The following is an 18,491-nucleotide window of genomic DNA, read 5'->3' on the forward strand; positions in this document are numbered from 1 at the left end:
GTCAGTGCGCGACGACCGCGAGAGTGGGTAGCGAACAGCCCTACGCGCGAGTAGGCGTCGCTGTCGGGCGCGTGAGAACCGAAGAGGGATTCGTCTAGGGCGTCGCTTCGTTCTGCGTTTCCGCTTCGCAGTCCGCACAGGTGAGTTTGTAGAGGCTCTGTCGCGCGTCGGCGAAGTAGATGTCCTCGCGGACGACGTTGCGGTCCTTCAGGCGGTCGAGTGCGTACCGCACGGTGCGCGCGGAGAGCATCGACTCCTCGACGATTCCCTTCTGCGTCTTCGGGCCGTCGTATTCCAATACCTTGTAGACGAGTTTCGCGCTCGGAGGGAGGTCTTCTAGCGTGTCGCTACCCATCGCTTCCACCCGAGACACTACGTCACTATAAATGTGCGGGGATAGCCCACACCCGGGACGCAGCTGTCATACCGGCGAAGCGCCGAAGACGGCGCGCGGATAGCCAAGCGAACTCCTTTTGCACCTCGCCCGAGGAGTACTGGGTATGACCGAGACAGCCGACCGACAGGCCGCCCACCGGCGCGGCGTCACCGTCACGACGGTGGCGTGTCTGACCGGCGTCGCGGCCGGCCTCGGCTCGAACTTCATCGCGTCCGGGGCGACCGACCAGCTCGGGGTCCTCCCGCTGCTCGCGGCGCTCACCCTCAACCTCGGGGTCGTCCGCCTCTTCGGGGTCGACGTCGATGAGTTCTCGACGAAGGACCACCTCTACACCGCCTTCATGACCTTCTCGCTCTGGTTCGTCACCTGGGCGATCCTCCTCACCGCCGCGTAATCATGGCCGAGGACAGCATCGCGGTCGTCGACCTTGATCGGTGTCAGCCCGACCGCTGTAACTACGAGTGTTCGAACTTCTGCCCGCCGAACCGGACGGGCAAGGAATGTATCACCGTCCGGGGCGAGGACGCCGACGTCGGCGGCCCCGACCAGATCCAGATTTCGGAGGAGATCTGTCTCGGCGAGACCTGCGGGATCTGCGTCGAGAAGTGCCCGTTCGACGCCATCGAAATCATCAACCTCCCGCAGGAGCTCTCCGACGAGCCGACTCACCGCTACGGCGAGAACTCCTTCGCGCTCTACGGCCTCCCCATCCCCGAGAAGGGGAAGGTCACGGGCATCCTCGGGCCGAACGGCATCGGGAAGTCGACCGCCATCAAGGCGCTCGGCGGCGAGATTACGCCGAACCTCGGGAACTTCGCGGAGCCGCCCGAGTGGGACGCCGTCATCGACGAGTTCCGCGGCACCGAACTCCAGCCGTTCCTGAAGGGCGTCCGCGACGGCGACATCGACGTCGCGCGCAAGCCCCAGTACGTCGACCAGATTCCGAAGAGCTTCGACGGGAACACCCGCGAACTTCTCGAGTCCGCGGACGAGCGCGGCGTACTCGACGAAATCGCCGAGCGCCTCTCCATCGAGCCCGTCCTCGACAGCGACATCGACACGCTCTCCGGTGGGGAACTCCAGCGCGTCGCGCTCGCCGCGACGCTCGTGCGGGACGCCGACTTCTACTTCCTCGACGAGCTCACGCCCTACCTCGACATCGACCAGCGCGTTACCGCGGCGCGCCTCGTGCGCGAACTCGCCGAGGACGACGACCGTGCGATGCTCGTCGTCGAGCACGACCTCGCTGTCCTCGACCTGCTCGCGGACAGCATCCACGTCGCCTACGGTGAACCCTCCGCGTACGGCGTCATCACGACGCCGAAGTCCACGCGCAACGGCATCAACGAATACCTGAACGGGTATCTCGACAACGAGAACATGCGGATTCGCCCGGAGAGCATCGAGTTCGAGGAGCACGCCCCGCGCGTCTCCTCGCGCTCCGAGACGCTCGTCGAGTATCCCGACATGACGAAGTCCTACGGCGAGGGCGAGTTCACGCTCGACGTCGAGGGCGGCGAAATCAACCGCAACGAAGTCCTCGGCATCGTCGGGCCGAACGGCATCGGGAAGTCGACGTTCGCGAAACTCCTCGCCGGCAAACTCGAGCCCGAGCAGGGCGAGTTGGACCTCGACCTCGACATCGCCTACAAGCCCCAGTACGTCGAGGTCGACCAGAACATCCGCGTCGACGCCTTCCTCTCCTCGATCACGGACGACTTCGGCTCCTCCTACTGGGAGACCGAAATCGCGAACCCGCTCCAGTTGGGTCGCATCATGGAGCAGAACCTCACCGACCTCTCCGGCGGGGAGCGCCAGCGCGTCGCCATCGCCGCGACGCTCTCGCGGGACGCCGACCTCTACCTGCTGGACGAGCCGAGCGCCCACCTCGACGTCGAGCAGCGCGTGCTCGCGGCGCGCGCCATCCGCCGCTACGCGGAGAACCACGAGACGAGCGTGATGGTCATCGACCACGACATCTACACCATCGACCTGCTCTCCGACCGCCTGCTCGTCTTCGACGGCGAACCCGCCGAACACGGCTACGCGAGCACACCGAAGGGGATGCGTGAGGGCATGAACGAGTTCCTCGCGAACCTCGACATCACCTTCCGCCGCGACGAGAACATCGGCCGCCCGCGCATCAACAAACCGGGCAGTCAGAAGGACAAACAGCAGAAGCGCGACGGCGAATACTACTACACCCAGTAGTCGACGTCTCGCCGCACACGACAGCACCCTTTTTCGGCCCGTCGGCTTTTCCGCGCGCTCCGCCAAGCGACCAGCCATGCAGGCGTCGCTGTCGCGCGGCGAGCGCATCGAGGCCGTCGAGAACGCGTCGGCGGACGGGGACCGGCTGGTGTCGGTCGCAGTGCCCCACGACGACTCGCTCGGGTCGTGGCTCGAACGCGTCGAGGAGGCACACGCGGAGGCCGAATACCTCGACGGCGAGGCGAGCGGCCCGCTGACGCAGGCCTTCGAGCGGGCAGTGCGCGCGCTCCACGACGTCGCGGAGACGCCCGAGGACGGCCTCGTGGTCTACGCGGGCGTCGTCGACGGCGACCTGGAAACGTACGTCTTCACGGACCCGCCGGGGCGGGTGGAGGAAGGTCTCTTCGAGCACGGGAACGCCTTCGACACGACGCCGCTGGAACGCCACGACTCGGGAGCGCAGACCGTCGGGCTGGTCGTGGTCGAGCGCGGCGGCGCGGCGCTCGGACGACTCGACGGCGACGGCGTGCACACGCTGGAGACGTTCGAGAGCGAGGTGCCGGGGAAGACGCGCGCGGGCGGGCAGTCAGCGGACCGCTTCCGGCGGCGCCGCGAGGAGCGCAAGCGCGAGTTCTTCGGGAGCGTCGGCGAGGCGGCGGGCCGGGAGTTCGACGACCCGGACGCGGTGGTGCTCGGCGGGACCCACGTCACCGTGGAGGCGTTCCGCGCCGGTGACTACCTCCCAGACCGGCTCGCGGCGCGCGTCGCAGGCACGTACGCCGTTGAGTACGCGGGGCCGCGCGGGCTCGAACAGCTCGCAGCGAAGGCCCGCGGCGACGTCACGGCGGCACACGAGGATGCACAGCGGGCGCTCTCCGAGTTCTTCGGTCGGCTGCCGGACGGCGAAGTGACCTACGGGCGCGAGCGCGTCGAGGAGGCGCTCACCTACGGCGCGGTCGACCGGCTCCTCGTCGCCGAGGCCGTGGATGCGGCGACGCGCGAACGCTACGCCGAGCAGGCGGCAGACGAGGGTGGCGAGCTCGTCGTCGTCCCGGCAGCCGTGGAGGGCGGCGAGCGCTTCGCGACGGCGTTCGACGGTGTCGGCGCACTCCTGCGGTTCCCCGTCGAGTAAGCGGGACGCACCACGTTCCGTCAGGACAAGGCAACGGCTCGCTGGCGAAACGACGCGAGCCGAAAATGACGGGACCGTTCAGAACACGGAGCGCTGACAGCTCCCGCAGAGCGTCTCCTCCTTCCGGTCGACTTCGGAGACTTGCGGGGAGAAACTCATCGCACAGCGGTTGTTGTCGCAGTGCTCGAGCCCGAGCGTATGGCCGATTTCGTGGACGACTTCCTTGCGGACGCGGTCGGCGAAGATGTCGCCGGCGGAGCGCTGGCTGAACCCACCGTCGGAGGACGTCTGGAGGCGGTGGGTGGAGACGACGCAGCCACGACCCTCGAGGTACGCGAGTCCGAAGACGTAGTTGCGCTGGCGGTAGAAGAGGTCGACGGGCGTGACCGCGACGTTCTTGTCCCCGTTGCCGGTCCGGCGGGCCACCTCGATGAACGGCTCCGCGCGGTACTGGCGGCGGGCCGTGTCGTAGGCGTCCGCGGGGACGCCCTGCTCGGCGGTGACGGAGACGTCACAGTCGTAGACCCGGCGGAGGCCGGCCGACGCCTCGCGTTTGACCGTGGCGGGGACGTCGCCGACGGGGACGATATCGACACGCATGGGAAACGCTATGCCGCCTCGACTCATAAATATCCCGCCGTGGACGCCACGCGCAGAGACGCACTCGTGGACGAACTCGCCGAGTACGACGTTCTCGTGGAGGTGGGCGTCGGCCACCGGCCGGCCGTCGCGGCGGCGCTCGCCGAGCGCGGGCACGCAGTCAGCGCGACGGACGTCCACGAGCGTGCGACGCCGGACGGCGTCGCGTTCGTTCGGGACGACGTGACCGACCCCGAGAGCGACGTCTACGCGGACGCGGACGCCGTCTACGCCCTGAACCTCCCGCCGGAACTCCACCGGCCGACCCGTGACGTCGCGGACGCCGCGGGCGCGGACTGCCTCTTCACGACGCTCGGGACGGACCAGCCGGCGGTTCCGGTCGAGCGCCGACGCGTCCGGGGCGACACGCTCTTCGTCGCGACGGACGGGCCGCGAAGGTAGAAACCCCTTTGCCGGGCGCACCCGGAAGCCAGAGTATGCAGGTCGATACCGTCGTGCTCGACGTCGACGGGGTGCTCGTCGACGTCGCCGACTCCTACCGGCGCGCCATCGTGGAGACGCTCTCGCGCGTCTACGAGGAGACGATTCCGAAGGCGGGCGTGCAGGCGTTCAAGGACGCGGGCGGCTTCAACAACGACTGGCTGCTGACGGACGCCGCCGCGTTGTTCGTGCTCGCGAAACGCGAGGGGTTGGCGATGGACCTCGAGGCGTTCACGGACGAAATCGCGAAGCACGGCGGCGGCCTCGACGGCGCGGAGGAGGTCGTGGCGGCGGCGCTCGACGACGCGGCGCGCGAGCGCGTCTACGACGACTGGGACACCGGCTACCTCCGGGAGGTCTTTCAGGCGCTCTACCTCGGGAGCGAGCGCTATCGGGACATCGAGGGCGGCGAACCGCCGGTGGAGGCCTCAGGGTTCATCGAGGACGAACCCGTCATCGTCACGCCAGAGACGATAGAGCGCCTCACGGACGAGTACGCAGTCTGCGTACTCACCGGCCGCCCGGAGGCGGAGGCCGAAATCGCCTTAGAACGTGTCGGCCTCGACGTCCCCGCGGAGCGGCGCTTCACGATGGACGACTGGGAGGAGGGCAAACCCCATCCGCGCGCGCTGGTCGCGCTCGCCGACCGCTGTGACGCGGCGAGCGTGGCGTTCGCGGGCGACACGCTCGACGACGTCAAGACGGCGGTGAACGCGCGCTCGGCCGACCCCGAGCGGACGTACTACGGCGTCGGCGTCCTCACCGGCGGCCTGACCGGCGAGGAGGGCCGGAAGAAGTACGAGGCGGCGGGCGCACACGTCGTCGTCGACTCCGTGAACGACCTGCCCGACCTCCTCGAAGGGTAGGCGGCCGTCGGGCCTTTAGGGGGGCCGCGTGAGGGGCTAGATATGGCAGACGTTCGAATGCGCCTGCTCAAGCAGGACCGCGGCCCCGTCGAAGTCGAAGTGGACGACGAATGGGAGCACGAACTCGAACTCGATGGCGTCGAGGAGAAACCGGACGGCCTCCACGGGGAGGCCCGGGACGCCGAGGCGAACGACGTCCTCTACCGGTTCGTCACGGACGACGACGAGGAGCTGCCGGTCTACCTCGAGCGCCGTCACGCGCGCGACGAGGAGTTCGAGCGCGTCGGCGAAGTGACCGACGTCGCCATCGAGACGAACATCGGGTGACGGCCGGGCGGGCCGTCGGTCGGTATCGCCTCAGAACTCGACGTACGGAATCGTCGCCTTGTTGCTCGCCGTGTAGTCGAGCGCGTCGGCGTTGGTGACGCCGTCGGGCGTCACGAGGTCCATGACGTTCGGCGCGTTCCCGTTCTCCGCACCGCCGATAGCGTAGGCGCCGTTCGAGGACTGCACCTGCCGGATGCGGCCGGGTTGGCTGCCGGCCTGCGGGCAGAGGAGTGCGGCGAAACGCTTGCCCTCGAGCGACCCGCCGAGCGCCTGCTTCGGCACGTCGACGAGGACGGCGTCGATGGCGCTGAAGGCGGAGACGGAGACGTCCGTCGTCACCGTCGCGCCGTCGGCGGTCTCGACGACCGGGGCCACCCAGCCCTCGGCGACGACGCGGCGCTGGTAGGGCGCTTCGAACGTCGCGTTCACGCCGGTGCGCGCAGCCGTGGTGCCCCCGTTGGTGTCGGGGTCGCTGACGTAGAACTGGAACGTCTGGAGGCTGAAGCCGCGGCCGCCCCACGGGTTCGTGAGTTCGCCGCCGAGCGTCGTGAGGAACTGGTAGCGGTCCGCCGTCTCGTAGACGGCGACGGAGTCGACGTCGAAGGCACCGTCGACGAAGACGTCGTTCGTCGGGTAGGTGTAACTGCCGGGGCCGTAGTCGTCGCCAGTGGCGTCGTCGACTTTCGTGACGAGGTCGCCGACGTCGAGGTAGGCGACGGTCTGCTGGGCGACGGTGGTGCCGGCCTCGGTGACGTCGTCGCCGGTCGCGGCGACGACGGTGATGGCGGACTCGCCGGCGGCGACGCGGACGTCGACGCTGAACGAGCCACCGGACACGTCGGCGGTGACCGTCTCCGCGGGCGTCTGCACGACGACGTCCGCGCCGTCCGTGGTGCCCGAAACGGTGACGTCGCGCGACCCGACGGCTTTCGGCGGGAACTCGACGTCGAGGCTCGGGCCGTCGGGCGTCTCGCCGTCGGTGTAGCGCGCGGCGACGGACGCGGGGCGCTCGACGGGTTCGCCGGCGTCGATGGAGTGTGCGAGGCGGACGAACTGCGCCATGCTCCACGAGAGCGGCGTCGCCGAGCCGGTGCCCTCGCCGAACGCCCAGCCGTACGCGGTGGGGTCCTCGCGGTCCCAGACCTGCTCGGGGAGCATCCGCCCGGAGTTGGCGAACCCGGCCATCGTGCGGAGGAGGGCGTGGGGGTCCTCGTCCCCGGCGAGCAGTTCGTACTCGGCGCGCTCGCCGGTGAAGATGGGCCAGAGGCGACCCTTCCCGGCGTTGTCGAGGCTCCACGGCGCGCCCGCGGGGTAGTCGCTCCCGTCCTGCTCGCCGTAGCCGTCGCCGTTGTAGCGGTAGAAGGCGGGGCCGTGCGGCGTCTCGACGCGGATGGTGTCGTCGACGACCTCGAGGGAGTTCTGGACGACGAGGTCGTCGGCGGGCTTCACGCCGAGGCGGACGAACTCGAGGAAGCCCGCGTCGATGACGTTGCGCTCGTCGAGCGTCGGCCCGCCGTTCGCGAGGCCGCGCGACGCGCCGTCGTCCGGGTCGTAGTCGTCGTTGACCCGGAAGTAGTAGGGCGTCTGCGCGTGCTCGTCGGTGCCTTCCTGAGTCGCCATCCACTCCTCAGTGTTCGCCTGCCAGTGGTCGGCGAGCGCGAGATAGACGAGCGCGTCGCCGCGTTCGCCTTCGTCCGCCGCGAGGTGGGCAGCGGCGACGAGGCCAGCGATTTCGGCGGCGACCGTGGAGGGCGAGAGGCCGCCCTCCTCCTCCCAGCGTTCCTGGCCGGTGACGGGACCGTTCGCCGCGAGGTAGTCCGCAGTCGCCTTCACGTCCGCGTAGTCGAACGCGACGTCGTCGAAGGTGAGGTCGTAGCGCTCCTGGAGCTGGTGGACGAGCAGGCCGGGGAGGGCGTGTTCGTCGAGTTGCTCGCCGCCCCAGCGGACGCGGCCGTCGATGAAGGTGTTCTGCGGAACGAAGCCGTCCTCGCGCTGCTGGTACTCGTAGACGTACTCCATCGCGGCCGTCGCGGCCTCGACGTCGCCCATCGCCTCGAACGCCGTCGCGGACTGGTAGAGGTCGCGCGCCCAGACGAAGTTGTAGCCGTAGTCGCTCGGGGCGTTCGCCTGCACGGCATCACCCCACGGCACGCAGAGCGCGGCGAGGCCCGCACCGGGGAACTGCTTCGACTCGGCGGCTTTCAGCGCCATCGCCGCGAAGTTGTACTGGGGTTCGAGGACGTCGTCGCCACGAACTGACGACGGTGTGTCGATGTCGTCGAGCCAGTCGCGCCACGCGTTCCGGTAGTGCGCGCGCGTCGCCGCGAAGTCGCGTTTCAGGCCGCGGCGGGCCTCGGCGAGCGCGCGCGACTCGTCGGCGTTCTCGGCGAACCCGAGCGCGACGGTGTCGGCGAGTCGTGAGACGCCGCTCCCGAGACGGCCGACGAGCACGGCGTTCCCCTCGGCCGTCGTGTGCCGGTCGTCGGGCGCGCCGGACGCGAGGAGCGGGCGGACGGCGTCGCCGCCGACGACGTCGACGCTCCCCCACTCGAAGCCGCGTCGGGACGCGAGACCGGCGGCGACGTGGTAGGGGTTGCCGTCGGCGTCACGGACGACCGCGGAGTCGTCGTACGTCCCAGTCGCGGACGCGGTGAGCGCGTACGTGCCCGAGTGGCCCGTCTTCTTGCCGGAGCCCGTCGATTTCTGCTTCCCGTGCCCCGTCGCCTTCCCGTTGCCCTTCGAGAGGGCGTGGAGGGACGCGGCGTCGCCCATGCCGGACTCGGAGAGCGCGAGGTCGCAGAGCGCGTAGACGTCGTAGTCGCGGCCCGCGCCGTCGAAGCGCACGTCCGCGAGCACGGCGTCGCCGTCGGGGTCGGCGGCGTACTCGACAGTGAGCTCCCAGCCGCGCTCCGGGTCGCGCGCCGTCTGCTCGAAGAGGAGCGCGTCGTCGGAGGACGGCGTGACGGTCCGCTCGACGGGGTCCGCGGTGGTGCGGTCGACTTCGTGAGTCCGCGCGACGTAGGACTCGTCGGGGGCGGCGACGACGAAGTCGAGCGTGCGGACGCTCGGGAAGTCGACGCGCGGGAAGCGGACCTGCGCGAGCGACCCCTCGGTGAGCGTGTACCAGACGCGGGAGTCGACGTCGTCGCCGTGGTCGGGGACGGTTCCGACGCCGTACTGCTCGCCAGTCGTCCAGTAGGCGTCCGCGCCGCCGGTGGGGGCGCTCGCGGCGCTCCCGACGCCAGTGCCGAGCGTGGCGGCGGCGACGCCCGCACCGACCGTTTTCAGCCAACTCCGTCGTGACAGGTCACTGTCTCGCATCGAGTACAACGAACAACAATGATAGTTAAAATCTTTTCTATGATTGGTGTACGATTACCTCCAACGTTGTTCCGGTGGGTCGATGTGTGGGCGGGCCGACGGACGAACTGATGGCACGACCACGCGGTACGCTCGTCGGCGGCCTTCTCACCTCGTTCGCACTCGCCGCCGCGCTCGGCCTCCCACCCGGCACGCTCGTCCTCTTCGGCCTCGGCGGCACCGTCCTCACCGTCCCCGCCGCACACCTCCTCCTCGAAGAGGCCCACGACCGCGGCGACGTCCGGCGGCGCTGCCTCGCCGCCCTCGCCGCCGCCGTCCTCACCACGTTCGCACTCGGCCGGCTCGTCGCGTTCCTCCTCCCCGTTCCCGGTGACCCCGCGCGCCTCCTCCTCCAGTGTCTCGCGCTCCTCGTCGGTCTCGTCGCCGGCGGCCTCGTCATCGCCGGGGGCTACGACCGCGTCATCGACTGAGGCAACCGTCGCACATCGCACAACCCTTATTCGCGCGGCCGCCCACCCACAGGTATGCGAATCGCGCTACTCGGCGGCACTGGAGACATCGGCGAAGGCCTCGCGCTCCGCTGGGCCTACGACACCGACCACGACGTCATCATCGGCTCGCGCGACCCTGAGAAAGCCCGCGCGAAAGCCGAGGAGTACGAGACCGAACTCGACAGCCGTGGCGTTGAGCGGACCGTCAACGGCTTCGACAACGAGATGGCGGCCGACCGCGCCGACGTCGTCGTCCTCGCCGTCCCCGCCTACCACATCGGGGACGTCGTCGAGAGCGTCAGCGACGTCATCGACGAGGACACCGTCCTCGTCAGCCCCGCCGTCGGCATGCAGCGCGACGACGAGGGCATGCACTACAACCCGCCGGGCGTCGGCAGCGTCACCGCGCTCGTCCAGCAGAAAGCCCCCGAGGACGTCCCCGTCGTCGGCGCGTTCCACAACCTCGCCGCCGACCGTCTCGCCAACCTCGACGTCGAGTTCGACCTCGACACCCTCGTCGTCGGCGACGACAGCGACGCCCGCGAACTCGTCGCCGACCTCGCCGGCGACATCGAGGGCCTGCGCGCGCTCGAAGCCGGCGGCGTCGCCAACGCCCCCGAAGTCGAGTCCATCACGCCCCTCGTCATCAACATCGCGATGAACAACGCCGACATGCACGACGTCGGCGTCCGATTCTTCTAAACGCCCTTTCGCCACACTTGAGCGCCCAAAAGGGCGCTCTCCGCTAACGAAAGCCCGACCCTCCTCGCTCCCGTTGGTCTCGCGTCGGACATCCACGTCGCTCGTTCGGAACAGCCGTCGCTATTCGGTCGGCGTCGAAAGAACGTGGATGGTCGGGTACGGACTCCTACGCCGGAAACCGAGTTACGCGCCGGCTTCCTGCAGGGCGTCCTCGAGCTTGTCGGCCTGCGTGACGCCGACGAAGCGCTCGACGACACCGTCGTCGTTCTCCACGACGATGGTGGGGATGGAGCGAACCTGGTACTCGTTGGCGACGTCCTGGTTCTCGTCGACGTCGATTTTCTCGAACTCGACGCGGTCGCCCCACTCCTCCTCGAGGTCCTCGAGGATCGGGTCCTGCGTCTTGCACGGGCCACACCAGTCGGCGTAGAAGTCCTTCAGGGTGACAGTCATCGTTCTACCCCGAACTAGGCCGGGCCACGCCGATAAGGATTACTCACGCGGCGAGCGACACCCACCAACCGGTTTTCGGGCGTTTCGGGGCTCCCAGCGGAGTGTTCGGCCTGTAGGACGAAATGAATGCGAGGACTTAGGTGCGTCCACGCGCATACAACACCCATGAGCAGCGGCCAGAACTCCGGCGGGCTGATGTCGAGTGCCGGACTCGTCCGGTACTTCGAATCCGAGGGACGCAACGCCATCCGCATCAACCCGAAGTCCGTAATGGCGTTCAGCGCCGTCTTCGGCGTCCTCATCATCCTGCTGAACCTCTTCACGGTCTGAGCGTCGCGCGGACCCGGGAGCCTTTTTCACGCGCCGCCCCAACGGGGGCAGTATGACACTCGAAGCTGGAGTCGTCGCCGTCCAAGGTGACGTCTCCGAGCACGCCGACGCGATTCGTCGCGCGGCCGCGAACCACGGCGAGGAGGTCGTCGTTCACGAGGTCCGCAAGTCCGGGGTCATCCCGGAGTGTGACCTCCTCCTCCTGCCGGGCGGGGAGTCGACGGCTATCTCGCGACTGCTGGCCCGCGAGGGCATCGACGAGGAAATCGTCGCGCACGTCGACGCCGAGAAGCCCGTGCTGGCGACTTGCGCGGGCCTCATCGTCGCCTCGCGGGACGCGCACGACGAGCGCGTTGACACGCTCGACATCGTGGACGCGACGGTGGACCGGAACGCGTTCGGCCGGCAGGTCGACAGTTTCGAAGCCCCGCTCGACGTCGAGGGACTGGAGGAGCCGTTCCCCGCGGTGTTCATCCGCGCGCCCCTCATCGCGGACGTCGGCGACGGCGTCGACGTGCTGGCGACGTGGGACGACAAGCCGGTGGCGGTCCGGGACGGCCCGGTGGTCGGGACGTCCTTCCACCCGGAGTTGACCGCGGACGCCCGCATCCACGATTTGGCGTTCTTCGAGAACGAGGAGGCCTCGCTGTGAGCGACACCACCGAGAGCGACGCCGGCAACGAGGACGGCGACGACGCGCTCGACGCCACCATCGATTCGGTGAAAGTCGCGGGCACCTCGGAAGGCCCGATGCCGGTGGTGCTCGTGGACGTCGGCGAGACGGACGTCCTTCCCATCTTCATCGCGTTCGAGGAGGCGATGAGCATCGCGCGCGGCCTCGACGCCGAGGGCATCGGCCGGCCGCTGACGCACGACCTGACGCTCGACGTCGTCGAGGAACTCGGCGGCCGCCTCGACCACGTCGTCATCCGGGACGTCGAGGAGGGGACGTACTTCGCGGACGTCCACCTCCAGACGCCGCGCGGGGAGGCGGTGGTGGACGCGCGCCCGAGCGACTCGCTCGCGCTCGCGTCGCGGACGAACGCCCCGATTTCGGTCGCGCCAGCCGTCTTCGAGGAGGGGCGTCGCGGCCGCGGGGAGTTCGCCGACCTGCAGGACATCCGGGAGGTGAGCGCCCAGTGAGCGACTCCGACGAGGACCTGCTCGAGGAACTGTTCGCGGTCATCGAGGACCGCAAGGAAACCCTCCCCGAGGGCTCCTACACGGCGTCGCTGTTCACCCACGAGAAGGGGGAGAACCGCGCCTTGGAGAAGGTCGGCGAGGAGGCGACGGAGTTCATCCTCGCGGCGAAGGACGACGACGCCGAGGAGATGGCCGAGGAGGGCGCGGACGTCGTCTACCACATGCTTGTCGCGCTCTCGATGCACGACGTGGACGTCGAGGAACTGCTCGACGTCCTGCGCGAGCGCCGGGGCTGAACGCCCGCGTCGCTCCGTCCCGAGTGCACGCGGTACCGCGTGCGCGCCGGCTTTTTTCCGCGAGAGTTGCCTACTTCTCGGCATGTCGGCTTGGAACTGGCGTCCCGTGGCGAACGTTCCGACGACTGACACGCTGTACGGTGTGTACGCCGGGCAAGCCGGCGCGTACGCGGTCGGGGAGAACGGCGTGGTGCTCCGCCGGGACGGGAAGACGTGGCGCTCGCTCGTCAGCGGCGGGCCGACCGGGAACGGCCACACCCTCCGCGGGGTCGACGCGTCGGACGACAGCACCGAACTCTGGGTCGTCGGCGGGAGCGGGACCGTCGGCGTCCACGACGTCGAGGCGGGTGTGACGACGGCGCTCACCGTCCCGAACGAGGAGGCGAACTTCACGGACGTCGCCGTCGAGGGTGCGGGCGGCGCGGCCGACGTCTGGATCGCGGACGACTCGGGACGCGTCCACTACAGCGCGCCCGCGTCGCTCGCCGACCGGACGTGGCGGACCGACGAACCCGGCGGCGGCGCGGGCCTGACGAGCGTCACCGTCGGTCCGGGCGGCGTCGTGGTCACGGACACGGACGGCCGCGCCTACCGGCCCGCGGAGACCGGGTGGGGGCGTCTCGGCGTCGCCGCCGAGGACCCCCTGCACTGCGCGGTGCGCGCGAACGGCGTCTGGTTCGGGAGCGACGACGCCGTCTACGCACCGGACGCGGACGGCGCGACGTGGGACGCCGAACCGGCCGCGGAGGACTCCGTGACCGGCCTCGCGGCGAGCGAGGGGACTCTCGTCGGCGTCACGGAGGACGGCGTCGCGGTCGCGCGCGAGCGCGGCGTCTGGCGGACGCTCGAACTCCCCGTGGACGAACCCCTCCACGCCGTCGCGCACGACGGACGGTTCGTCGCCGTCGGCGAGTCCGGGACGATTCTCGAAGCCGAGTAGGAAGAACGGGCGCGCAGGCCCGATAAACGCGCTTTTACGTCGGGGCCCCGTACGAGGGGACATGATTTTCGAGGACCTCCCGACGACGCCCACGTCGGAGGAACTACTCGACAAGGCGTTCTCGCGGGCGGCGCGAGCGGGCCGGGCGAAGTCGGGCGTGGAAGCGCAGGAGTCGATGCTTCAGACGGCGTCGAACGTGCTGAGCGACAACCTGGAGAACGTCGTGACGGCGTGGCCGGACTTCGACGAGGTCGACCCGTTCTACCGCGAGCTCGCGGACGCCGCCGTCGGCGTCGACGAGGCGCGCACCCACCTCTCGGAGGTGACGTGGGCGTCCCGGAAGACGAAGTCGCTCGGGCGAGAGTATATCGGCCGCCTGCCGCGCGGCGACGCGGACGCGGCGAAGAAACTCCGCAAGCAGGCGTTCGCGCGAATGGGCTCGGTGATGGACGAGATCGAGGACGACCTCCAGTTCCTCAACGAGGCCCGCGACGACCTGAAGACGTTCCCGGACATCCGGCCGGACGAACCCGCCATCGTCGTCGCCGGCTACCCGAACGTCGGGAAGTCCTCGTTCGTGAACGACGTGACGAACGCGCGCAACGAGATCGCGCAGTACCCGTTCACGACGAAGGCGGTCCGCGTCGGGCACGTGGAGCGCGACCACATCCGCTACCAGCTCGTCGACACGCCCGGCCTCCTCGACCGGCCCGCCGACGAGCGCAACGCCATCGAGGAGCAGGCGGTGTCGGCGCTGACGCACCTCGCGGACGCCGTCCTCTTCATGGTCGACGCCTCCGCGACCTGCGGCTACCCGCTGGACGACCAGCTCGCGCTGCGCGACGACGTCCGCGCGACGTTCGTGGACGCCGCGGACGGCGAGGACGACGTCGGCTTCCTCACGGTCTGCAACAAGAGCGACAAGTCCCGCGACGTCGAGGCGGACGCCTACATGAGCGTCGAGACGGGCGAGAACGTCGAGGAGGTCCTGCGGGCAGCCATCGACGCGACCGGCTACGAGCCCGAGTTGCCGACGCGGGACTGATTCTCAGGCGCTCTGCGTCTCGACGAACCGTATCTGGACGCGGACGGTCTCACCGGTCGCGTCCCTGATTCTCTCCTTCAGCGTCGCCGCGAGCTGTGGATAGGTGTCCGTGCTCGGCCGGCCGACCGTGAGGGTGACGCGGTTCGGCGGGTCGAACGGTGACGGCGTGCGGGCGTAGGTGACGTGTAAGTCGACGAGCGTCAGGTCGGCGTACTCGCCGGAGTCGAAGGTCTGCTGAACGGTGTCGCGCGTGGTCTCCTCGAACTGGCCGTGCTGGTAGGAGGTGTAGGTGACGCCGCCGAGGAAGAGCGAGAGCACGCAGATGGCGGCGAGGAGGACGCCGATGCGTTTGAGCGTCGCGCTGCGCGCTTCGCTGAGGCGGAACCAGCGCTCGGGCCGGTAGCCCTGGTACCAGAGGACGGCGAGCGCGGCGAGGTTGATGGACAGGAAGTTGACGAGCACGAGCACCGTCGACCCGACGACGGTGCCGGGGAGCCCCCACGCGAGGCCGATGCCGATGACGGCAGTGGGCGGGACGAGCGCGACGGCGATCATGACGCCGACGAGCGCGGAGGAGACGCCCGAGGAGAGGCTGAACGCGCCCGCGACGCCGGCACCGAGCGCGACGGCGAGCGAGAGGAAGTCGGGGTTGAGGCGCTCGCGTATCTGCCCGATGGCGAGGAGTTCGTCCGGCGAGAGCGGCGGGACGAGGTGGGCGACGCGCGCGAGGTAGGCGAAGCCGGCGGCGGCGGCGACGGCGGCGAGAAAGCCGATTGTCTGGAGTTTGACGCCGCGGAGGAACATCTCGCGGTCGTCGACGACGGTGCCGACGCTCGTCGCCATCGCGGGGCCGATGAGCGGCGCGATGACCATCGACCCGACGACGACGGCCGGCGAGTCGAGCAGGAGGCCCGCAGTGGCGACGACGGCGGAGACGACGGTCATCACGAGGAAGGGGACGAGGCGCGGCGCGAGGTCCTCGGCAGTCGCGACGATTTCCTCGCGGGCGATGCGGTCATCGGACTTCTCCTCCTCGTAGCGCTCTTGGAGTTCCTCGAAGCGCTTCGAGACGACCGTCTCGGCGTCCACGACGACCGTGTAGGCGTTCTGTTCGAGGCCGGCGTCCCGGAGTGCGGAGAGGACGTCCTCGACGGCCTGCGTCGGGATCGGGAAGTAGACGACGCCCGTATATCCCTGACTCCCTGTCTCGTCGGTGACGACGTAGTCGATGTCGCGTTCCTCCAACTCCCCGAGGATGGTCTCGCGCTTCCCCGCGGGGATGATGACCTGTACGAGTCGCACTGCCCGGACGTGCGACCGGCCTCCGGAAAAACGTAGCGGGGATTAGTTCGCGGTGTAGGTCGCCTGGACGGTGACGGTCACGGAGACGGGGCCGCGGTCGATGGTCGTCTTCGCGCCGCCCGCGTCGCCGCTCGCGCTCGCGTACAGCACGGGACCGCCGTAGCCACCGCCGACGGACGCGGACTTGAGGCCGGTGATAGTGAGATTCTCGGCGGCGGCGACGGCGCTCGCCTGACTGCGGGCGTCAGCCATCGCGGCCTCGATGGCCTGCTCGCGGAGGTCCGCGCGCGTCTCGTCGGAGAGCGTGAACTGCACGCCGTGCACGCGGTTCGCACCGCCCGCGACGGCGGCGTCGAGGACTGCACCGGCACGCGAGGAATCCTGCACGGTCACTTTGAAGCCGTGGACGGCCTGGAAGCGCGTCGCGGTGTCGGGTTTCTCGCCGGACTTCTGCGTCTGCTCGGAGACGCGGTAGGTCGTCGTCTCGATGTCCGCCTTCGCGATGCCGGCGTCCGCGAGGGCGTCACGGAGCGACGAGGCGTTCTCGGCGACGGCCGCGCGAGCGGCGTCCGCGGAGTCCGCCTGTGCGACGACGGCGACAGAGAGGACGGCGACGTCGGGTTCGGCGCTGACCGACCCGGACGCGGTGACGTCGATGGTCGTGGCGTTCTGTGCGTGTGGTGTCGCGGCGGGACTGCCGGTGGTCGCGGCGACGACGCCGGCGGTCACGACGCCGACGGCGACGATGGCTGTCAGGACGAGTGCTGCGTTGCGACGCATACCGTCCAGTACGCAGGACGGAACGTCAACGTCTCGGAGGGTGAAACGGCCGTTTGTCTCTCGCGGCGACGAAAGACACAACCCCGCGCGTCGGCTATCAGTGGTATGTTCGAGAGCCGACCGGACCGAGACACGGAAATCGTCCTCCTCGGGCGGTCGAACGTCGGGAAATCGACGCTGATGCGCGAGATTACCGGCCACGACTTCACCACGGGCGGCAAGCCCGGGGTCACGCGCTCGCCCAACCACTACGACTGGGCGTCCGAGTCCTTCGTCGTCACCGACCTCCCCGGCTTCGGCTTCATGTCCGGCGTCGAGGAGGACAGACGGGAGGCCATCAAGACGGACATCGTCCAGTACGTCGAGGAGTACGCGGACAACATCCTCGCGGGCGTCATCGTCCTCGACGGGAAGGCCGCCGTCGACATCATCGACCGGCACACGAGCGAGGAGGAAATCCCTCACACCGTCGAGCTCTACCACTTCCTGCGCGAGGTCGGGATTCCGCCGGTGCTCGCCGTCAACAAGATGGACAAGGTCGACGACAAAGACGAGCGGCTGAACGACATCGCCGACCGCTTCGGCCTCGTGCCGCCGTGGGTGCAGTGGCAGGACACCATCGCGCCCATCACCGCGAAGAAGGGCGACATCGACGCGCTGAACGAGGCGGTCCGCGTCCACCTCGAGGACGCGAAGCGCGACGACCTGAAGAAGTTCTTCTAACGGTCAGGCGACGCGGTTGACGAGTTCCTCGTCGGCGGCCGCGTGCAGGACGTTCTGCTGGACGAGGTCCGCGATGTCCTGGTAGTAGTCCCGCTTGAGCGCGCCGGTGTGCGGCGTGATGACGACGTCCTCGAGGTCCCAGAGCGGCGAGTCCTCGGGGAGGGGTTCGGTCTCGAAGACGTCGAGACCGGCGCCCGCGATTTCGCCCGTTTCGACCGCCTCGACGAGCGCGTCCTCGTCGGCGACAGCGCCGCGCGCGACGTTCACGAGGTAGGCGTCCTCGCGCATCGCCTCGAAGACCGACCGGTCGACCATTCCGTCCGTCTCCTCGGTGAGCGGCGTCGCGAGCGCGACGAAGCGCGCGTCCGCGACGGCGTCGTGGAGTCGGTCGGGCGTGTACACCTCGCGGGTGTGCGGCGTCGGCGTGGGCGTGCGCCGGACGCCGTCGACGCGCATCCCGATGCCGTCCGCGCGGCGCGCGACGCCCTGCCCGACCGCGCCGAGGCCGACGACGGTGAGCGGCTCGTCGTAGAGCGTGAACGCCTCGTCCCACTCGGGTTGGTCCCACTCGTGGGCGGCTTGCGCGTCGCGCGCGGTGTGGAGGCGGCGCGCGAGCGAGAGCATCAGGCCCAGCGCCGTCTCGCCGACGGCCGCGCCGTGGATGCCCGAGGAGTTCGTGAGGGCAGTGCCCGCCTCGCGGTAGTCCGCGACCGGGAACTCGTCGTAGCCCGCGCGGATGCAGTGCACCCACTCGAGGCCGAGGAACGCGTCCGAGTGGCCGAACGACGCGACGGCGTCCACGTCCGAGACATCATCGTCGACGATCGTGACCGCGGGGTCGAGCGAACGCAGTCGCTCCGCGAGCGTCTCCGGCGGGAAGACGGCGCTGACGGACTCGTGGATGCCGAGGCGGTCGATGTCCATACGCGCCGCTAAACGTGAACTCCGATTG

At 69.4% G+C, this 18,491-nt stretch carries 22 protein-coding genes; 15 read left to right on the top strand and 7 right to left on the bottom strand.

The window, feature by feature from the left end:
• Positions 1-94 precede the first annotated feature (94 nt).
• Positions 95-355 carry an ArsR family transcriptional regulator gene (locus ACQUS8_RS06925; protein ID WP_435098851.1) on the bottom strand — a complete coding sequence of 87 codons (261 nt, stop codon included), beginning with the start codon at positions 353-355 and terminating at the stop codon, positions 95-97.
• A 145-nt stretch (positions 356-500) separates the two neighbouring features.
• On the opposite strand from ACQUS8_RS06925, the gene ACQUS8_RS06930 reads away from it, so the two are divergent.
• From ACQUS8_RS06930 to ACQUS8_RS06940, 3 genes are all read left to right on the top strand, one after another.
• Entirely contained in the window at positions 501-791 is a 291-nt protein-coding gene (locus ACQUS8_RS06930; RefSeq protein ID WP_435098854.1) for a hypothetical protein, read from the top strand.
• Between the two features lie 2 nt (positions 792-793).
• Complete coding sequence (locus ACQUS8_RS06935; protein ID WP_435098857.1) at positions 794-2,608, top strand: ribosome biogenesis/translation initiation ATPase RLI; 1,815 nt, start codon at positions 794-796, stop codon at positions 2,606-2,608.
• A 76-nt stretch (positions 2,609-2,684) separates the two neighbouring features.
• Positions 2,685-3,740: a Vms1/Ankzf1 family peptidyl-tRNA hydrolase gene (locus ACQUS8_RS06940; RefSeq protein WP_435098860.1), complete on the top strand. Its 1,056-nt coding sequence runs from the start codon at positions 2,685-2,687 to the stop codon at positions 3,738-3,740.
• Positions 3,741-3,818: 78 nt separating this feature from the next.
• Here ACQUS8_RS06940 and ACQUS8_RS06945 read toward each other — a convergent pair whose 3' ends face one another.
• Positions 3,819-4,340 carry an archaemetzincin family Zn-dependent metalloprotease gene (locus ACQUS8_RS06945; RefSeq protein WP_435098863.1) on the bottom strand — a complete coding sequence of 174 codons (522 nt, stop codon included), beginning with the start codon at positions 4,338-4,340 and terminating at the stop codon, positions 3,819-3,821.
• Positions 4,341-4,379: 39 nt separating this feature from the next.
• Between ACQUS8_RS06945 and ACQUS8_RS06950 the strand changes: the two genes are divergently transcribed.
• Genes ACQUS8_RS06950 through ACQUS8_RS06960 form a run of 3 tightly spaced genes read left to right on the top strand, consistent with a single transcriptional unit; the run spans position 4,380 to position 6,013 of the window.
• Positions 4,380-4,781, top strand: coding sequence for a UPF0146 family protein (locus ACQUS8_RS06950; RefSeq protein WP_435098866.1), 402 nt, complete (start codon positions 4,380-4,382; stop codon positions 4,779-4,781).
• Positions 4,782-4,816: 35 nt separating this feature from the next.
• The gene (locus ACQUS8_RS06955) at positions 4,817-5,686 is read left to right on the top strand and encodes a TIGR01548 family HAD-type hydrolase (protein ID WP_435098868.1); all 870 of its coding nucleotides are present in this window, start codon (positions 4,817-4,819) and stop codon (positions 5,684-5,686) included.
• Between the two features lie 42 nt (positions 5,687-5,728).
• Positions 5,729-6,013, top strand: coding sequence for a hypothetical protein (locus tag ACQUS8_RS06960; protein ID WP_435098870.1), 285 nt, complete (start codon positions 5,729-5,731; stop codon positions 6,011-6,013).
• 30 nt (positions 6,014-6,043) lie between these two features.
• On the opposite strand, the gene ACQUS8_RS06965 is transcribed toward ACQUS8_RS06960, so the two are convergent.
• Positions 6,044-9,334, bottom strand: a complete 3,291-nt coding sequence (locus ACQUS8_RS06965) for a glucodextranase DOMON-like domain-containing protein (protein ID WP_435098872.1) — start codon at positions 9,332-9,334, stop codon at positions 6,044-6,046.
• Positions 9,335-9,444: 110 nt separating this feature from the next.
• Between ACQUS8_RS06965 and ACQUS8_RS06970 the strand changes: the two genes are divergently transcribed.
• Both ACQUS8_RS06970 and npdG read left to right on the top strand, forming a co-directional pair.
• Complete coding sequence (locus ACQUS8_RS06970; RefSeq protein ID WP_435098874.1) at positions 9,445-9,804, top strand: hypothetical protein; 360 nt, start codon at positions 9,445-9,447, stop codon at positions 9,802-9,804.
• Positions 9,805-9,858: 54 nt separating this feature from the next.
• Positions 9,859-10,527, top strand: coding sequence for an NADPH-dependent F420 reductase (gene npdG / locus ACQUS8_RS06975; RefSeq protein WP_435098876.1), 669 nt, complete (start codon positions 9,859-9,861; stop codon positions 10,525-10,527).
• A gap of 183 nt (positions 10,528-10,710) precedes the next feature.
• Here npdG and trxA read toward each other — a convergent pair whose 3' ends face one another.
• Entirely contained in the window at positions 10,711-10,980 is a 270-nt protein-coding gene (trxA, locus tag ACQUS8_RS06980) for a thioredoxin (RefSeq protein WP_435098878.1), read from the bottom strand.
• Between the two features lie 165 nt (positions 10,981-11,145).
• Between trxA and ACQUS8_RS06985 the strand changes: the two genes are divergently transcribed.
• The 6 genes from ACQUS8_RS06985 to ACQUS8_RS07010 all read left to right on the top strand — a co-directional run bounded on the left by ACQUS8_RS06985 (position 11,146) and on the right by ACQUS8_RS07010 (position 14,734).
• A complete protein-coding gene (locus tag ACQUS8_RS06985; RefSeq protein ID WP_435098880.1) occupies positions 11,146-11,310 on the top strand; it encodes a preprotein translocase subunit Sec61beta in 165 nt (54 codons plus the stop codon).
• A gap of 52 nt (positions 11,311-11,362) precedes the next feature.
• Positions 11,363-11,962, top strand: coding sequence for a pyridoxal 5'-phosphate synthase glutaminase subunit PdxT (pdxT, locus tag ACQUS8_RS06990; RefSeq protein WP_435098882.1), 600 nt, complete (start codon positions 11,363-11,365; stop codon positions 11,960-11,962).
• Between the two features lie 98 nt (positions 11,963-12,060).
• Positions 12,061-12,453, top strand: a complete 393-nt coding sequence (locus tag ACQUS8_RS06995) for a bifunctional nuclease family protein (protein WP_435099254.1) — start codon at positions 12,061-12,063, stop codon at positions 12,451-12,453.
• Positions 12,450-12,749 (top strand): phosphoribosyl-ATP diphosphatase, encoded by a 300-nt coding sequence (hisE, locus tag ACQUS8_RS07000; RefSeq protein ID WP_435098884.1) that lies wholly within the window; start codon positions 12,450-12,452, stop codon positions 12,747-12,749. Before ACQUS8_RS06995 ends, hisE begins: the two co-directional genes overlap by 4 nt.
• 82 nt (positions 12,750-12,831) lie before the next feature.
• A complete protein-coding gene (locus ACQUS8_RS07005) occupies positions 12,832-13,689 on the top strand; it encodes a hypothetical protein (RefSeq protein WP_435098886.1) in 858 nt (285 codons plus the stop codon).
• A 61-nt stretch (positions 13,690-13,750) separates the two neighbouring features.
• Positions 13,751-14,734: an NOG1 family protein gene (locus tag ACQUS8_RS07010; protein ID WP_435098888.1), complete on the top strand. Its 984-nt coding sequence runs from the start codon at positions 13,751-13,753 to the stop codon at positions 14,732-14,734.
• A 3-nt stretch (positions 14,735-14,737) separates the two neighbouring features.
• On the opposite strand, the gene ACQUS8_RS07015 is transcribed toward ACQUS8_RS07010, so the two are convergent.
• Positions 14,738-16,036 (bottom strand): TIGR00341 family protein, encoded by a 1,299-nt coding sequence (locus tag ACQUS8_RS07015; RefSeq protein WP_435098890.1) that lies wholly within the window; start codon positions 16,034-16,036, stop codon positions 14,738-14,740.
• Between the two features lie 42 nt (positions 16,037-16,078).
• Positions 16,079-16,816: an SIMPL domain-containing protein gene (locus ACQUS8_RS07020; RefSeq protein WP_435098892.1), complete on the bottom strand. Its 738-nt coding sequence runs from the start codon at positions 16,814-16,816 to the stop codon at positions 16,079-16,081.
• 105 nt (positions 16,817-16,921) lie between these two features.
• Here ACQUS8_RS07020 and engB point away from each other — a divergent pair, with 105 nt between their 5' ends.
• The gene (engB, locus tag ACQUS8_RS07025) at positions 16,922-17,539 is read left to right on the top strand and encodes a GTP-binding protein EngB (protein ID WP_435098894.1); all 618 of its coding nucleotides are present in this window, start codon (positions 16,922-16,924) and stop codon (positions 17,537-17,539) included.
• A 3-nt stretch (positions 17,540-17,542) separates the two neighbouring features.
• On the opposite strand, the gene ddh is transcribed toward engB, so the two are convergent.
• Positions 17,543-18,463: a D-2-hydroxyacid dehydrogenase gene (gene ddh / locus ACQUS8_RS07030; protein WP_435098896.1), complete on the bottom strand. Its 921-nt coding sequence runs from the start codon at positions 18,461-18,463 to the stop codon at positions 17,543-17,545.
• Positions 18,464-18,491: the final 28 nt, after the last annotated feature.

Origin of the sequence: Halarchaeum sp. P4 (assembly GCF_051195175.1) — an archaeon.
Classification (GTDB): Archaea; Halobacteriota; Halobacteria; order Halobacteriales; family Halobacteriaceae; genus Halarchaeum.

Bases quoted from the DNA above. Each gene is read 5' to 3' on its own strand.
- pdxT (WP_435098882.1), top strand. From the start codon at position 11,363: ATGACACTCGAAGCTGGAGTCGTCGCCGTCCAAGGTGACGTCTCCGAG.
- ACQUS8_RS07005 (WP_435098886.1), top strand. From the start codon at position 12,832: ATGTCGGCTTGGAACTGGCGTCCCGTGGCGAACGTTCCGACGACTGAC.
- trxA (WP_435098878.1), bottom strand. From the start codon at position 10,980: ATGACTGTCACCCTGAAGGACTTCTACGCCGACTGGTGTGGCCCGTGC.
- ACQUS8_RS06930 (WP_435098854.1), top strand. From the start codon at position 501: ATGACCGAGACAGCCGACCGACAGGCCGCCCACCGGCGCGGCGTCACC.
- npdG (WP_435098876.1), top strand. From the start codon at position 9,859: ATGCGAATCGCGCTACTCGGCGGCACTGGAGACATCGGCGAAGGCCTC.
- ACQUS8_RS07010 (WP_435098888.1), top strand. From the start codon at position 13,751: ATGATTTTCGAGGACCTCCCGACGACGCCCACGTCGGAGGAACTACTC.
- ACQUS8_RS06935 (WP_435098857.1), top strand. From the start codon at position 794: ATGGCCGAGGACAGCATCGCGGTCGTCGACCTTGATCGGTGTCAGCCC.
- ACQUS8_RS06945 (WP_435098863.1), bottom strand. From the start codon at position 4,340: ATGCGTGTCGATATCGTCCCCGTCGGCGACGTCCCCGCCACGGTCAAA.
- ACQUS8_RS06965 (WP_435098872.1), bottom strand. From the start codon at position 9,334: ATGCGAGACAGTGACCTGTCACGACGGAGTTGGCTGAAAACGGTCGGT.
- ACQUS8_RS06960 (WP_435098870.1), top strand. From the start codon at position 5,729: ATGGCAGACGTTCGAATGCGCCTGCTCAAGCAGGACCGCGGCCCCGTC.
- ACQUS8_RS06940 (WP_435098860.1), top strand. From the start codon at position 2,685: ATGCAGGCGTCGCTGTCGCGCGGCGAGCGCATCGAGGCCGTCGAGAAC.
- engB (WP_435098894.1), top strand. From the start codon at position 16,922: ATGTTCGAGAGCCGACCGGACCGAGACACGGAAATCGTCCTCCTCGGG.
- ACQUS8_RS06955 (WP_435098868.1), top strand. From the start codon at position 4,817: ATGCAGGTCGATACCGTCGTGCTCGACGTCGACGGGGTGCTCGTCGAC.
- ACQUS8_RS06925 (WP_435098851.1), bottom strand. From the start codon at position 355: ATGGGTAGCGACACGCTAGAAGACCTCCCTCCGAGCGCGAAACTCGTC.
- ACQUS8_RS07020 (WP_435098892.1), bottom strand. From the start codon at position 16,816: ATGCGTCGCAACGCAGCACTCGTCCTGACAGCCATCGTCGCCGTCGGC.
- ACQUS8_RS06985 (WP_435098880.1), top strand. From the start codon at position 11,146: ATGAGCAGCGGCCAGAACTCCGGCGGGCTGATGTCGAGTGCCGGACTC.
- ACQUS8_RS06970 (WP_435098874.1), top strand. From the start codon at position 9,445: ATGGCACGACCACGCGGTACGCTCGTCGGCGGCCTTCTCACCTCGTTC.
- ddh (WP_435098896.1), bottom strand. From the start codon at position 18,463: ATGGACATCGACCGCCTCGGCATCCACGAGTCCGTCAGCGCCGTCTTC.
- ACQUS8_RS06995 (WP_435099254.1), top strand. From the start codon at position 12,061: ATGCCGGTGGTGCTCGTGGACGTCGGCGAGACGGACGTCCTTCCCATC.